Origin of the sequence: Lysinibacillus sp. Y5S-8 (assembly GCF_036894365.1) — a bacterium.
GTDB classification, from domain to species: domain Bacteria; phylum Bacillota; class Bacilli; order Bacillales_A; family Planococcaceae; genus Lysinibacillus; species Lysinibacillus fusiformis_D.
The window spans coordinates 4,282,991-4,298,357 of record NZ_CP145889.1; the positions used below are offsets into that span (position 1 = coordinate 4,282,991).

The 15,367-nt window shown below is 37.9% G+C and carries 15 protein-coding genes; all 15 read right to left on the minus strand.

What is annotated here, in order from left to right; genetic code table 11:
• Nucleotides 1-8: 8 nt before the first annotated feature.
• The gene (locus V6670_RS20905; RefSeq protein ID WP_036128466.1) at nucleotides 9-617 is read right to left on the minus strand and encodes an alpha/beta hydrolase; all 609 of its coding nucleotides are present in this window, start codon (nucleotides 615-617) and stop codon (nucleotides 9-11) included.
• Between the two features lie 17 nt (nucleotides 618-634).
• Entirely contained in the window at nucleotides 635-826 is a 192-nt protein-coding gene (locus V6670_RS20910) for a hypothetical protein (protein WP_036128468.1), read from the minus strand.
• Between the two features lie 21 nt (nucleotides 827-847).
• Complete coding sequence (locus tag V6670_RS20915; RefSeq protein ID WP_036128470.1) at nucleotides 848-1,312, minus strand: hypothetical protein; 465 nt, start codon at nucleotides 1,310-1,312, stop codon at nucleotides 848-850.
• Nucleotides 1,313-1,448: 136 nt separating this feature from the next.
• Nucleotides 1,449-2,072, minus strand: coding sequence for an NUDIX domain-containing protein (locus tag V6670_RS20920; RefSeq protein WP_141904263.1), 624 nt, complete (start codon nucleotides 2,070-2,072; stop codon nucleotides 1,449-1,451).
• 11 nt (nucleotides 2,073-2,083) lie between these two features.
• Entirely contained in the window at nucleotides 2,084-3,175 is a 1,092-nt protein-coding gene (locus tag V6670_RS20925) for an AI-2E family transporter (RefSeq protein WP_141904262.1), read from the minus strand.
• 242 nt (nucleotides 3,176-3,417) lie between these two features.
• A complete protein-coding gene (locus tag V6670_RS20930) occupies nucleotides 3,418-5,115 on the minus strand; it encodes a M3 family oligoendopeptidase (protein ID WP_141904261.1) in 1,698 nt (565 codons plus the stop codon).
• A 142-nt stretch (nucleotides 5,116-5,257) separates the two neighbouring features.
• Nucleotides 5,258-5,818 (minus strand): YdcF family protein, encoded by a 561-nt coding sequence (locus V6670_RS20935; protein ID WP_141904325.1) that lies wholly within the window; start codon nucleotides 5,816-5,818, stop codon nucleotides 5,258-5,260.
• A gap of 90 nt (nucleotides 5,819-5,908) precedes the next feature.
• A complete protein-coding gene (locus V6670_RS20940; RefSeq protein ID WP_141904260.1) occupies nucleotides 5,909-7,651 on the minus strand; it encodes a methyl-accepting chemotaxis protein in 1,743 nt (580 codons plus the stop codon).
• Nucleotides 7,652-7,851: 200 nt separating this feature from the next.
• Nucleotides 7,852-9,600, minus strand: coding sequence for a methyl-accepting chemotaxis protein (locus V6670_RS20945; RefSeq protein ID WP_141904259.1), 1,749 nt, complete (start codon nucleotides 9,598-9,600; stop codon nucleotides 7,852-7,854).
• An 82-nt stretch (nucleotides 9,601-9,682) separates the two neighbouring features.
• Nucleotides 9,683-10,978: an arsenic transporter gene (locus V6670_RS20950; protein ID WP_141904258.1), complete on the minus strand. Its 1,296-nt coding sequence runs from the start codon at nucleotides 10,976-10,978 to the stop codon at nucleotides 9,683-9,685.
• 66 nt (nucleotides 10,979-11,044) lie between these two features.
• On the minus strand, nucleotides 11,045-11,764 hold the full coding sequence (locus tag V6670_RS20955) for a YebC/PmpR family DNA-binding transcriptional regulator (protein WP_141904257.1): 720 nt from the start codon (nucleotides 11,762-11,764) through the stop codon (nucleotides 11,045-11,047).
• Nucleotides 11,765-11,964: 200 nt separating this feature from the next.
• Complete coding sequence (locus V6670_RS20960; RefSeq protein ID WP_141904256.1) at nucleotides 11,965-12,426, minus strand: low molecular weight protein-tyrosine-phosphatase; 462 nt, start codon at nucleotides 12,424-12,426, stop codon at nucleotides 11,965-11,967.
• Between the two features lie 58 nt (nucleotides 12,427-12,484).
• Nucleotides 12,485-13,087, minus strand: coding sequence for a 1-acyl-sn-glycerol-3-phosphate acyltransferase (locus tag V6670_RS20965; protein WP_036128502.1), 603 nt, complete (start codon nucleotides 13,085-13,087; stop codon nucleotides 12,485-12,487).
• Between the two features lie 79 nt (nucleotides 13,088-13,166).
• On the minus strand, nucleotides 13,167-14,000 hold the full coding sequence (locus V6670_RS20970; protein WP_141904255.1) for a putative RNA methyltransferase: 834 nt from the start codon (nucleotides 13,998-14,000) through the stop codon (nucleotides 13,167-13,169).
• A gap of 2 nt (nucleotides 14,001-14,002) precedes the next feature.
• Nucleotides 14,003-15,358: an MATE family efflux transporter gene (locus V6670_RS20975; RefSeq protein ID WP_186436155.1), complete on the minus strand. Its 1,356-nt coding sequence runs from the start codon at nucleotides 15,356-15,358 to the stop codon at nucleotides 14,003-14,005.
• Nucleotides 15,359-15,367 lie beyond the last annotated feature (9 nt).

Genomic DNA, 15,367 nt, shown 5'->3' on the forward strand with positions numbered 1-15,367 from the left:
TTTTTCAATTAAACATAGATACTGTTATACCATTCTTTTGCTGCTTGTACTTCCGGCATTGTTAGCTGATGACCAAAATTAAACCAAGCTGTCGTGACCATTGCACCTGAAGACGTTAAAAGCGCTTCTAAATCCTCAGACTCCTGTGCTGTACACATCGGATCATTCGTTCCAGCACCGATAAAAACAGGCGTAGAAGAAAGTTGAGGTAATTCTATTCCACGTCTTGGTACCATTGGATGATGTAAAATAGCTCCCGCTAACGCATCAGCATAATGAAATAATAGGCTTGCTGCAATATTAGCGCCATTTGAATAGCCAATCGCTACAATTCGTTGACGATCAAAGCCATATTGCTGTGCCGCCTCCTGTAAAAAGTCATGAAGCTCTTTAGTACGAAAGATTAAATCCTCTATATCAAAGACACCTTCTGCTAATCGACGGAAAAATCGCGGCATCCCATGCTCAAGAACATTTCCACGTACACTTAAAATATTGGCTGTTTCATCTATTTCTTTTGCCAACCCAATTAAACTTTCTTCATTACCGCCTGTGCCATGTAACAATAGTAACGTCGGTTTTGTTTCATCTGTACCTTTATAAAAAATGTGTTGCACTAACAATCACCTCTCGATTATCTTGAATTCGAGATAATTGTAGCCTGTGGCAAAATTAAATTCAAGCTCTTTGACTTATTAATTTCTCGATTTTCTCGATTTGGCTGTTCCTCATGGTTTTTATAAAAATTAGTAATGGTAAAAACTGAGAATAAGCATGCCACGATTAAAACAACAATTACAATTCCCACTAATTTTTTTCCGTTCATTTATGATGATCCCCCGTATGTTTATTTCTTTGTACGAAAGCCTTCTTCTAGTAAATATTCCTTTGCTGCATCATACGTACCAAATGCCTCTTCAAGATTTTCTCCATGATACACATTCCAAGAACGTTGCTCAAACGCTAGCTGTAATTTCACACCGTCTCGGCTATGCCAAATCTCTACAATCGGCTCCTGCTCTTCTACTTCTTCTGATAAATACTGGATAGAATCCTCAATAATCTCACGTAGCTGTTGCTCATCGTAATCACGGATATTCACTAATCCTTTATCAGTAGCCTCTTGCTCATAGCGTAATAAATCCCCAACAAAGACAAAGCCATTGCCATTTGGGTGTAGCTTTTCCACTACAATCGTCTTTTCATAAAGACTATCCATATAGTGATAATTTAAGCGTTTCAATGAAATCTCCTTTTTTGTTAGTCCAGAAAACGATTCAATAATCGCTTGTTTTTGTTCAAATGTTAGCATATTAAAAATGCTCCTTTTCTTTACAATCTATCTTACAGTATAACGTATTTTTTACTGTTATATCGTGTAGTTTCTAAATCATTTTTGCCAAAAAAGTAGGACAAGCTTGCATTGATAGCTTGTCCTACTTTCCCTCTTATGATGTTTGGTTAAATATCTTTTCGCGTGTAAATTTTATCACTTGTGCTACATACAATTCTCGATAAGGAACAAATTGCGTGGTGCCAACTGGTCTGACTATTTTCACTCGTTGACCATCAGGGAAATACTCGTACCCTTCAATATTAAGTGTTGTTGTTTCTCCCAAGAAGAAAGCCTCAGCCTCATTTAGCCTTGCTCTCACTACACCTGATACTTCCTCGTACTGTAAATCAAAGGAATCCCAATCGTGCTCGAAAGGGTATATGTAGACATGGCAAAATTCATTGTCAATCATATTTTCGGAAACGATACTACAAGAGGTCATGCCCATTTTGACAACTTCATGGACATCTATCTGGAGCCCTAATTCTTCTTTTACTTCTCTGATGCCTGACTCCACAGTCTCAATCGCTAAAAGATGTCCTGCTGCTGTAATATCGAGTAAGCCTGGATAATCTTTTTTCTGTGAGCTACGTATTTGAAAATAAATATAGTCTTCATTGACAAGCCAGCAATGAAAAGTCTCATGCCAAAGCCCTTTTTCATGTACTTCTGCTCTCGTAGCTGTCCCTATTTGCTCATGCTGCTCATTAAATACCTTTACAATTTCTCGTTCCATTGTTTCGACTCCTATACTGACTTCGTCGCTTTTTTCTTAATCGCATTACGTTGATCATAAATATTGGATACGATAACCTTTAATACTGCATAAAATGGTACAGCGATAATAATTCCAATAAAACCTGCTATATTACCTGCTGCTAGAATAATTGTAATCACGGTTAATGGGTGGATATCAAGGGATTTCCCCATAACATTAGGTGTGATAAAGTTACTATCAATTTGCTGAGCAACAAGCGTCACAACGGATACCCAAACAACTAAAATAGGATCCTGAATAACTGCTACGATCAGCGCTGGCGCAAAGGCGATCCAAGGTCCGATAAATGGAATCATGTTCATAAAGAACGCGAAGATTACTAGCAGCAACGAATAGTCTAACCCAATAATTAAATAGCCGACATACATAATAAGTGCTAATAAAAAACTAATTTGCAGTTGTCCCTGAATATAAGTACGTAATACATCATCAATTTCGCTTAAAGTTTTCTTTACCCATTGCTGACGTTCACCACTGAAATACTTATAGATGGATGGGGCAAACTTCTCATGATCCTTCAGCATAAAAATAAAGAAAAATGGAATTAATATGGCTAATAACGATACGGACACTATGGATTGTAAAAAAGACATAAATCCTTTACTCGCCACTACTGCAACATCTTGTACTGAATTTGCCATTTTTTCAATAACATCATTTAATTGCTGTGGGAAGTTATCTTTATTTTGCGTTACATAGTCTGTTAGTTGCTGAATGCTTGTGCTAATGCTCGTACTAATCATAGGGGCATTCTTCACTAATTTATTGACCTGCTCAGCAATCGGATTACCAATAATCCAGCCAAAAATCCCTACAATGGCTATTAGCCCGAACACAATCGTCAAAATACTTCCCCATCTAGGAAATCTACGTTTTTCTAAAAATCTCTGAATCGGTTCTGTCACATAATAGAGGACACCGCCAAGTAGTAAAGGGACAAAAATGGCTTTTAATATGATGACTAATGGTGAAAAAATCCAATGAATCTCTATAAAATATTTAATGATTAGTAGTGTAATTAATATCCCTACACCTACTTGAAACCAAACTTTCCTCGTCACTTTTATTCACTTCCTTTTTTCACAGTTACTGAAAATACTACTGATATATTACCCATTTCGCAAGTATCCTAGTATTTTTAAACAAAATCAATGATGCTACGGGGCGACATTGCTATATGCGCACAGCTAAGCAATGCATCCAGATTTTTCGAATTTGCTTGAAAAATCAACTTTGACAAACTAAAAAATTCGCTCACTTCCACAACTCTTAGCATGGAAGTGTAGCGAATTTACGTAATCAATTATAGTGAAGAATCGTCTACTGAATTTAAGTATTCCTCAATTTCCCCGATAACCGATTCAACACAGCCATCTTCAAATGGTGAAATTAAACCTGCCTCTTTTACCAGCTTTGTAAAGGACATAGAACCACCTAAGCCACATAGATGAATATAGTCTTTCCAAGCCGATTCAAATTCTTCACGTGAGCGTTTCCAGAACTGGAATGCACAAATTTGGGCTAACGTGTAATCAATATAATAAAATGGACTTGCATAAATATGACCCTGACGTTGCCATATGCCTCCAGCCTCTAGGTAGCTGTTATGATCATAGTCGCGGTGTGGTAAATATGTTTCCTCAATTTTTTTCCATGCTGCTTTTCGTTCAGCCGGCGTCATTGTTGGATTTTCATAAATAACATGTTGGAACTCATCTACTGCAACACCATATGGTAAGAATAAAAGACCACTACTTAAATGCGTAAATTTATATTTCTCTGTATCCTCTTTAAAGAACAACTCCATCCAAGGCCATGTGAAGAATTCCATACTCATCGAGTGAATTTCACAAGATTCATAGGTCGGCCATAGATACTCAGGAATGCCAATGTTACGGCTTGAATAAACTTGGAAGGCATGTCCTGCTTCATGTGTTAATACATCGATATCACCTGACGTACCGTTAAAATTCGAGAAAATAAATGGAGAATGATAGTTTTCAATAAATGTACAATAACCACCACTCTCTTTCCCTTTCTTCGCTACTAGGTCCATTAAGTCATGGTCAATCATGAAATTGAAGAATTCTCCTGTTTCAGGTGATAATTCCTCATACATTTTCTTACCGTTCGCCACGATCCACTCTGGATCTCCTTTTGGAGCAGCATTACCTGATAAGAAGTTGAATGCTTCATCATAGAATTTAAAATCTTCAATTCCAATACGCTTTGCCTGACGCTCATATAGCTTCGTTGCCACAGGTACAATTAAATCACGAACCTGATCACGGAATTTTTGAACCATTTCCGCATTATAATCAATACGATTCATACGAACATATCCTAGCTCAACATAGTTGTTATAGCCTAGTTTAATCGCAATTTCATGACGTACTTTTACAAGCTCATCATATAAACGATCGAAATCATCTTCATGCTTCGCAAAGAAACCAAAACGGGCATCAGTTGCTGCCTTACGTGTTTCTCGATCAGTTGATTCTGCAAACGGACCAAGCTGAGCAAGTGTTAATGTCTCCCCATTAAAGTCAATTTGTGCAGAAGCTACAAGCTTATTATACTCAGAAACAAGCTTGTTTTCTTTTTGCATTAAATCGATAACTGCTGGTGAAAAACCTTTAATTTGATAGCTTGCAAGGTCAAATAATTGTTGACCCCACTTCTCTTCTAATTGCTCACGGAATGGTGAATCAATTAATGCTTTATAATATTCAGTTGTTATTTCTTCTAGCTCTGGTCCTACTTCATCGAAGTAATCGCGTTCTGCTTGATAAAATTCATCATTCGTATCGATTGAAGCGCGAATGTATACTAAGTTAGCCATTGTCGCAAAGTCATTACTGATGGCATTTAGCTTCTCAATTACACCACTTTGCTCATCTATTGATTGTGCATGTTTAAATTGCTCGATAAGTGCTAATTGCTGTTCTTTCATCGCTGCCACATTTGGACGGCTATATTGATAATCTTTAAACGTTGTCATTGAAGTCCCCTCTTTCTGTCCTATACCCCGTGATATTTCTATTATATGCCAAATGAAACCTATTAAGAAACAATTATCTATTTTTGTAGTGGTGTTTTTTACGAGAAAGCACTAGAAATAATTACGCCTCAATGAAAGTACTTTAATAGCCAACAATATACGTTTTTAATAAAGCAGCTCTTTCTCTCAATCTTAGTTTAGCTTCTACTGACTTTGGTGTTTCGGCTGCGACGACATCCACTTCGAAATCTAAAGTTTCTGCTAAATACTTGGCGCGTTTCAAATGAAAGTCATTTGAAACGATGGTGATTTTCTTTGTATCTTTCGGTAATAGTTTTTTGGAAAATACTAAATTTTCATAAGTGGACGTAGACTTGTCCTCGACGATAATCCTTGTAGCCTCGATACCGTTCTGTTCTAAATATTCTTGCATAACAGATGCCTCTGTTTGATCTTCATCAGGTCCTTGCCCCCCTGACACAATGACCTTAACATGAGGGTATTTTGTTAAGTATGGAACTGCCACCTCTAATCTACTTTTTAATGAAAGTGATGGTACACCACCCGCCTTTACTTTTGCCCCTAGTATAATCATATAGTCAGCAGAGCCTTTTGCACTTGGTTCAACACCCTGCTCTATTTGTTTTCCCAACCAAATATAAAGAACCATTCCAATGCTTACCAGAAGAACACTTCCTCCAATTACCCATTTTTTCACAAATCACCCCTCCTTTACCTTTTATTAACGCAGCTAAAGAAAAAAGGATGCTTGTTGACCAAGCATCCTGCATAATTATCTCAATATAAAGCGTTTAATAGACTCCTGTAAGGCTGATATTTCATCAGTTAGATCATTGGAAGACTCACTAACAAGCTGAATTGCTCGTTGCTGCTCATCTACAGACGCTGTTACCTCTTCAGATGCAGCAGCATTCTTTTCACTAATCATTGCAATGCTTTCAATCGACTGCATAATAACATTCTTGGAGCTATTTAAATATTCTACACCCTCTGCCATATCTCCTATAATGGCTATTATTTTTTCAACAGCCAATTTAATTTCTTTAAAGGATAACGCTGTCACCTGAACCGAATCATTTTGCTGATGCACAATAGCATGCGTTTTCTGCATCTCATCATTGACTAACTTCGTTTCACTTTCAATCCCCTTTATAGTGGTGCGGACGAGCTCTGTCGCGACTGATGTTTGATCCGCAAGCTTACGTACTTCTTCTGCAACAACTGCAAATCCTTTACCATGTTCTCCCGCTCTTGCGGCTTCAATAGAGGCATTAAGAGCCAGTAGGTTTGTTTGGTCGGAAATTTCCGTAATTGTCTCTACAATACCTTCAATTTCATGCACTTTGACTATTAAACTGCCAAAAACAGCTTGAATGCTCTGAATAATATCAGAAGATTCCTGTGATGTCTCTTTTAAACTATCTAGATTAACGAGACCTTCTTCATTTGATTTTTTCATATGCTGTGATGCATCCAACATTAAATCATTTTTATCGTGCAATCCTTCAATTTGTTGAGCAAACTCAATAGCTGTTCGATTTGTATCCTCCGCATCTGATGCTTGCTTGACTGCACCTTTAGATACTTCATTGATGGCTTTGACGATTTCGTCACCATAGGCATCCGTCTCTTCAGCCACTGCTGTTAGGTTCGCTGATGTCGATTGTATTTCTACAATCGCTTCCTCCACATCTGAAATAAGCGTTTTGAGTTGATTTACCATTTCATTAAAGCCCTCATTTAACTGTCCAATTTCATCTGAACGCTGTAAATGGTCAATCTCTACAGTTAAATTCCCCTGCGCTACTTCTCGCACACGCATCGATAATTTTTTAACTGGTAATGCCAGATGTCTAGATACTAAAATGACTACGATTGTCCCGATAATAATGGCACCCACTAATGTCACACCAATCACTAACAATAAAGAATTTGCCCCTTCGTTAAAATCTTGCATATATGTACCTGATGCGATTACCCATCCCCAATGTGGATCTTTCTCCGAATAAATAATTTTATCTGCTAAGACATCCTGACCTGGTAGCTCAAATTCATATATTGTAAAACCACCGCCAGCAAGAGCCTTTTCAGTAACTTCCCGAATAAAATAATTTCCGCTACTATCCTGGTCATTCCAAAGATTATCCCCTTCTCGAGTTGGGTGTGTTGTTAATGTCCCCTTATCATCCAATACATAAATATAGCCATATTCTCCTAAATCACCAGGATAATTAATAGGGCGTTTCCCTTCGCTATCTTTAGGTCCAAGAAACGCCTCACGTACTCGCTCCTGTGCAACTTCTAAAGGAATGTCACCTTTTTCAACACTCTCATTGGCAAGCTCAATTATTTGCAAAGCTGATTCTACGCTATTGTAAAGTACTTGCTCACCAATTTCCTCCATGCCATTCTTAGCCTTACCGTAGCTAACTATACCAATTATTAAACTTGGAATAACCAGTATTGCTAATGAAATAATAATCAATTTCCCCTGTATTGAACGTAAAAACCTCATACTTTAGCCCCCCTATTTCGTTCAACAAATATTACTTTATATTATGTTATGGTTTGAAAGTTTTCACAATGGGTAAAACACAAATTATTTTCTAATTTCCCTTAATTTGGTTTTTTTCGACATTTACACACTACTATCTCCTATTAAAAAAACTATTTTTCTACAAGACCTATGCTTATAGAAAAATAGTTTCAAGGTCATCATAATTTGAATGTATTAATCGTATCGATAACTTCTTTAGATGTCTGATCTAAAATGGTTACAACTTCATTTAATTCCGAAACCATTGATACTTGTAAGTCAGAGGAAGTGGCAACTTCCTTTGTTCCTAGCACACTATGCTTCGCAATATCATTCATTTGCTCTATAGTAGCTAATATTTCCTCAGAGCCAGCTGACATTTCCTCGATCACAGCTGAATCATCTTGAATTTTGTTATTTACCTCAATGACTGATTGCAATATTTGCTCTAAGCTTACACCAATATATTGCACCGCTTTATTGCCTGCTTGTACGTCTACTGTACTGCTCGACATCTCTTGCAATGCTCGATCTGTTATTTTCTTAAAGCTTTCTAAATGCATGTGTATTTCGTCAGCTGATGATTTAGACATCTCTGCAAGTTTACGTACTTCGTCCGCAACAACCGCAAATCCTTTACCTGCTTCCCCGGCCCTCGCTGCTTCAATCGCCGCATTCAAAGCAAGTAAGTTTGTTTGATCGGCAATACTCGTAATGATCATCACCATCTCTTCAATAGAACGGAACTTCTCGCCCATCTCCTCGACATGATTAGCTGTACGTAAAACCGAGGCTTCTACATTTTGAATTTGTGATACGACTTCTTGTGAATGACCAACACTTGTTTCAACTAGATTAGTCATAGCTGAAGATGACTCGGCAATTTCAGACGTAGTATCAGCTAGACGTTGAATACCAATCGACATTTCGTTCATCGTTAATACAACCTCTTGATTGTTTTGCTGCTGCTGCTCACTCCCCGCAGCAATTTCGATAATACGATCCGCAATTTGAGCGTTTGATGTTTCCACATGATGAGTTGTCTCATCAATCTTTTGAACGACACTTTGTAAAGCTAATGTTCGTTGTTGAATCGTGTGGAATGTTTCTTTTAATCTTTGTAGAGATTCCTTAAAGGATTGAGCAAAAATAGTAATTTCATTTTTTCCTGTCAATTGAATTTCCTCTACTGCCATCGTTGCCTTAGCAATATCTCCTTGTGCAAAGTTTTGTGCGGCAACACCTAAATTTGTTAAAGGCTTTAATGCTCGATTGATATAACGATACATAATAAACATAACAAGTCCTGTTAAAGCTAATATACCGACAATTAAAGCAGGCAAAATGGCTGTTAGCACAGCATTTGTCACACCACTTACCTCTGTTGCCCCTATATCTACGCCTACAAAGGCAACAATATTTCCTGACGCATCTTTTAATGGCACAGTACCTGATAAATAATCGCCAAAATCGCTATGTAAAATATCGGAGTAGTAGTTCCCCGTATCCATTACTCTTTTTAAATCTTTATAATAGGTGGAAGCAGATTCATCTCCTATAACGCCAGCATTTTCTTGATCATCTACTGGCATACCATCCACTAAAAATCGAACCTTTTTATCTTCCTTTGGGACTGCGAAAGTATAGGCATACAGAACCCCATTTATTTCACGCAATTCATTGAGTTCTTGCCTTAGCTGCCAATATAATTCAGATTCCTTTGGGTCCTGTGAGAGTTGTTCGTATTCATCTGCATTCAGACGTTTTGCAATATTCTCAGCAACTGCAACTGCCTGCGTTCCCATTGTTTTATTAACAGATGATTTCGCTGTATAGATCGTTGTTACAATGAAAAAGGCTAACAAAGCTAATAGCATAACAAATGACATTAGCACAATTTTATTACTTAATTTACCTGTCGCTCGCATACTTTCCTCCTTTAATACGCTGATATATTAATATCTTAATATTACTTATTGTACTATTTATTTCATTATTTCGACAATATAACTATGCTATTATACTTATCCAAAAAACTAATGCTAGTAAAGTAGCGAGCAGTGTTGGAATTGTAAGAATGATGCCGATTCTAAAATACTGTCCCCAGCTAATTTTAATGCCCTTTTGAGCCAATATATGAAGCCATAATAATGTCGCAAGTGAGCCAATCGGTGTCATTTTCGGACCTAAATTTGTGCCAATGACATTTGCATAAATGAGCCCTTCCTTCATCATACCAGTTGCACTTGTTTCAGAAATGGCTAAGGCATCAATCATAACAGTAGGTAAATTATTCATCACTGCAGACAAAATTGCCGCAACAAAGCCCATCGTCATGGTTGCCACTACAAAACCTTGCTGTACCGCTTGCTCTAGTAAACTGGCTAGCAATCCTGTCATCCCTACATTTTTTAATCCATAGACCACCACATACATACCGATGGAAAAGAACACTATATTCCACGGCGCTCCTTTTATGACTCTCTTCGTATCTACAACCTTACTACGCTGTGCAAGCCATAAGAAAATAGAAGCAACACCGCATAAAACGAAGGATACAGGAATGTGTAGAACTTCACCGACCACGAACCCTACTAATAGGATGGCGATCACATACCAAGCTATCGAAAATAAGCGAGGATCTCGAATTGCCTGCTTTGGATGCTCAACAGCCTCAAGAGAATAATGCTGTGGAATGGACCGTCGAAAAACAATATATAGTACAACAATACTGGCCACTAAAGAAAAGAAATTCGGTACAACCATATGAATTGCATACTCTATAAAGCCGATTTCAAAAAAATCAGCTGATACAATATTAGTTAAATTACTTATTACAAATGGTAAGGAAGTTGTATCTGCTATAAAACCACTTGCCATGATAAACGGGAAAATCATTTTTTCAGTTAAATTCAGTTTTCTTACCATTGCTAACACAATGGGAGTGAGTATTAAAGCCGCTCCATCATTAGCAAATAGGGCCGACACAACTGCCCCTAGGCAAGCAATATAAACAAATAAGCGAATTCCGCTCCCCTTCGCAAGTCGTGCCATGTGCAGAGCTGCCCATTCGAAAAAACCAATTTCATCTAAGATTAGCGAAATTAAAATAATGCCAATAAATGATAACGTCGCATTCCAAACAATTCCAGTTACTTCTAACACATCGTGCCAGGTAACTACACCCATTAGTAAGGCAATCGCCGCCCCTATACAGGCTGACCAGCCGATAGATAGTTTACGTGGTTGCACTATGACAAAAAATAATGTGACTAAAAATAAGCTAATGGCTAAAAAACTCTGCATCGTTTTCCTCCCTAATTAAAAACCAGTAGCTAATTAGCTACTGGTTTACTCACTTCATTTATCGATTTATTCGCCTAAATCTGCATTGTGGAAGACATTTTGTACATCCTCTAAATCTTCTAATGCATCGATTAGTTTTTCAAACTTAGCTACATCGTCGCCAGTTAATGCAACTTCTGTTTGAGGCAGCATAGAAAGCTCTGCTACTGTAAATTCTGCAACCCCTGCAGCCTTTAACGCTTCTTGTGTCGCAAAGAATTGATCTGGCTCCGCATAAATAATAACCGCGTCATCCTCTTCTAAAATATCGCGAGCATCAATATCTGCTTCCATTAAAATTTCAAGTACTTCATCAGCCGTTTTACCTTCTAAGCCAATAACTGCTGTTGAATCGAACATATAAGCGACAGATCCACTGACACCCATATTCCCGTTATTTTTACCAAATGCCGCACGAACATCTGATGCTGTACGATTCACATTGTTTGTTAAAGCATCCACAATAATCATTGTGCCTGCTGGTCCAAAGCCTTCATAACGTAATTCATCAAAGTTTTCATCGCCGCCACCTTTTGCTTTATCGATGGCTTTTTCTATAATATGTTTTGGAACACTGTATGTTTTTGCGCGTTCGAGCACTACTTTAAGTGCACGGTTTGACTCTGGATCTGGTTCGCCTGATTTAGCTGCCACATAAATTTCTCGCCCGAATTTTGCATTAATACGGCTTGTGCTTTGATCTTTAGACGCTTTCTTTTCTTTAATGTTGTTCCACTTACGACCCATTGTTTCCACTCTCTTTCAAATATAAGTTTATAAAAATGATAGATACGCAGTTGCACATCTGTAAATGGTAATTAAATACTTATCGTATCTTTACTCTGCAAATAATAACACAATGATGCTTACAAAGCTATATATACCAATGTTTAAGCTAATATTTTCTGAAGAAATAGCTGTTAAAATTTTCGTTTTTTAGTGTCACTTTACAACAGCTCTTGTTTTATTTTTGCTAGTAATGCCTGACAGCCTTCTTGCACTAAATCATAGGTTTCTTGAAAATCACCCGTATAATACGGATCAGGGACGTCTTTGCGATGTTCCGTTAAATCTAGAAAACGAAAAATCTTTGGTGAGCGCGGATCGCCTAGCATCGTTCGGATATTGCAAATATTGCTTTCATCCATACCGATAATATAAGCGAATTTTTCAAAATCAGCCCTTTGTAATTGCCGACCTTGCATGCCTGTTGTGGAAATACCATATTCTCTAAGCTTATCCAGTGTACCTTGATGTGGAGGTTCACCAATATGCCATGAACTTGTGGCAGCAGAATCCACTTCAATTTTATCTCCTAAATGCTCTTTTTCTACTAAATCTCGCATGACGGCTTCTGCCATGGGAGAGCGACAAATATTACCTAAGCAAACGAAAAGTACTCGAATCATGTTTCTCCTCCTACAACAAAGCACTCAAAATCTATGTGACTCTGAGTGCCGTTTCTCTTTATTTGACTGCAATACGTTTTTGTAATTCTTCCGTTAAAGAAATTAGCTCATGTTCAAGATGTTGTGTAAATTGCTCACGACCTTCTTTCCCTTTCCCTGTTACATAAAATGGCTCACCATAGATTAAGTAGCCTTTGCCACGCTTCATTACATCGCCAGCATTACGCGCGCCAACATATGCAGCTGGAACAATTTGCGCCTTTGCTAGCTGTGCAATCGTAATCGCTCCTTGCTTCAAATCCGTTCCTTCTGAGCTACGAGTACCAGAGGGAAAAATCCCTACAATTTTACCTTCTTTCAATAACTGTGAAGGAATTTTAATCACGCTTGGTCCAGGATTATCACGATCCACCGGAAAGGCATTTAAACGCTCAATAAGCCAGCCAAGCCCTTTCATTTCAAATAATTGCTTCTTCGCCATAAAGTGAATTTCACGAGGGTACATGGCTACACCAAGGTTTAAAATATCGACGTAGCCTGTATGTGTACAGGCTATAATATACCCACCATCTTTCGGCAAGTTTTCTTCTCCATATACACGAGCCTTTGAACCCATTAATTTTAATATTACTTTGACAACATTAGCTGCTAATTTATACACTGTTACATTCCTACCTTATTCAATAGTTATTCCCATTGTAATCGAAAAGACCAGTATACTGCAATTGCAGGTGGCCCTCTTAAACTTTCCCTACTAATAGATCTACATCAATCGTAATTTCATTTAATACAATGGCCGTTTCCTCTTTTTTATGCCAGCCCATCGGTGTCATCTCTAATAACGCCGGCACAAGCTCTTCTGCAAGCGGTAAAGTATAGGTTACACGTTCTACTATAACTTCACTAAAGCTATCTTTAAAACGGGCAACAATTTGTTCATTAGAGTATGTTTCCTTGCTCGAATCTGCATATAATTGGGCACGCAGTTCCTGTAAATAGCCGCTTTGTGGTACAACCTTTACAAGACAGCCATCTGGGGCAAGAAGACGCTTAAATTCCTCATAATTTGCGGGCGATAAAATATTTAATATTGCATCAAAGCTTTCTTGCGCAAATGGACTTTTGGCTAAATCACCTACACACCAAATTTGTTGTGGATAATGACGTGTTGCTGCCAATATGCCCTCTTTTGCTATATCGATACCAACACCGATACCATTGTCTATGTCTTTCATAATACGAGCTAAATGTGACCCTTCTCCACAGCCAGTATCAAGCACTGTTTTTGCAGAGGCTATAAGCTTACTAATTTTTTCTTCTACAGCATCATAAATCCCACTATCAATCACTGCCTTACGAGATTCAAAAAGACTTTTGCTATATTTAGAAGCAGCGCTATGTGTCAGCATGTTGACATAGCCCTGCTTAGCTATATCAAAAGAATGGTTAGCAGGACAAACCAATCTTCCCTGCTCATAGACATGCATCGATTGCTGACATACAGGACAAGCAAAAAGTGTGATAGATTGCTCCATTAATGCTGCCGCTATCGCACGTTTAGATAATGCTCCCATTTCTATGCCTCCTTCTGTTCATTCGGTGAAACGAGGGCAAATCGCTCCCATTTACGGCTTTTCCATCTAAAGTATACGATAATTGCACGTACCCATTCATCTGCTGAAATAGCTAGCCATATTCCAACCAAGCCCCAATCCAATACAAATACAAATAAATAACCAAGCGGAAGACTCATACAAACCATCGATAGAAAACCAATCTTCACAGGAAATCTGGCATCTCCAGAAGCACGTAAAGAGTTAATGACAACGATATTCATTGTACGGCCAGTCTCTAGCAAAATACTGAGGGCTAACACAGATGCTCCAATAGTGATGACATCTGGATTATCGGTAAAAACATGCATGAGTGGTTTGCGGAAAATCGTAACGACTGCAACCATAATAATCGTAAAAACAAATGCCGCACGGACACTTATCCATAGTTGATGGTATGCCTCATCCTTCTTCCCTGCCCCCACATGACGTCCGATAATAATAGCTGTTCCTGTACCAATGGCAATCGCAAATAAATACGTAAACATCGAAATATTCATAGCATATTGTCGTGCTGCCAGTGTTTCTGCTCCTAAATATGTCGCATAATATAAAAAGACAATCTGACAAAACTGATAAAGTACCTGCTCAAATGCAGAAGGTAAACCAATGTTTAATATTTTCCTTACATATTCCTTAGAATAATCAAAATAATAGTGTAGCTTCACGCGTACTTCCATCACTTGATAGAGCAACCAGAAAAACACTAGTACAGCTAATCCTCGACTAATGACCGAAGAAATAGCCGCTCCTTTTACACCAAGCTCTGGTAAACCTAAATTCCCAAAAATCAGACCGTAGTTTAGCACAACATGCAAGATATTCATGCCAAGTGATACATACATCGTTTGCTTCGTCCAACCATGTACACGAATAATTGCAGCAAGTGCATTAATAATAGCCTGTAGAAAAATAAAACTCCCGATGATAACTAAATAACTTTGTGCATAGTGAAGTACTTCTCCCTGCAAGTTCATCATAGTCATTAAATGTTTTGCAAAGAAGAAAAATAGAATACTCATTAACAGTCCAACAACCAAATTCATTGTGACAGCTAAAGCCGATATTTTCGCTGCTTCAAAAAAACGTCTTGAACCTAAATACTGTGAAACGACAATGGACGCACCATTCCCTACCACTTCAAGAATCAAGATCGCAATATGGATATATTGATTGGCTGCACCTACTCCGGATACAGCATTATCTGATAAAGCACTGAGCATAAAAGTATCGGCTAATCCCATTAACATAAATAGAAATACTTCTAAGAAAATAGGCCATGTTAAATGGAATAGACTTAACTTATTTGTCTCTTTCATTGTCTCTGC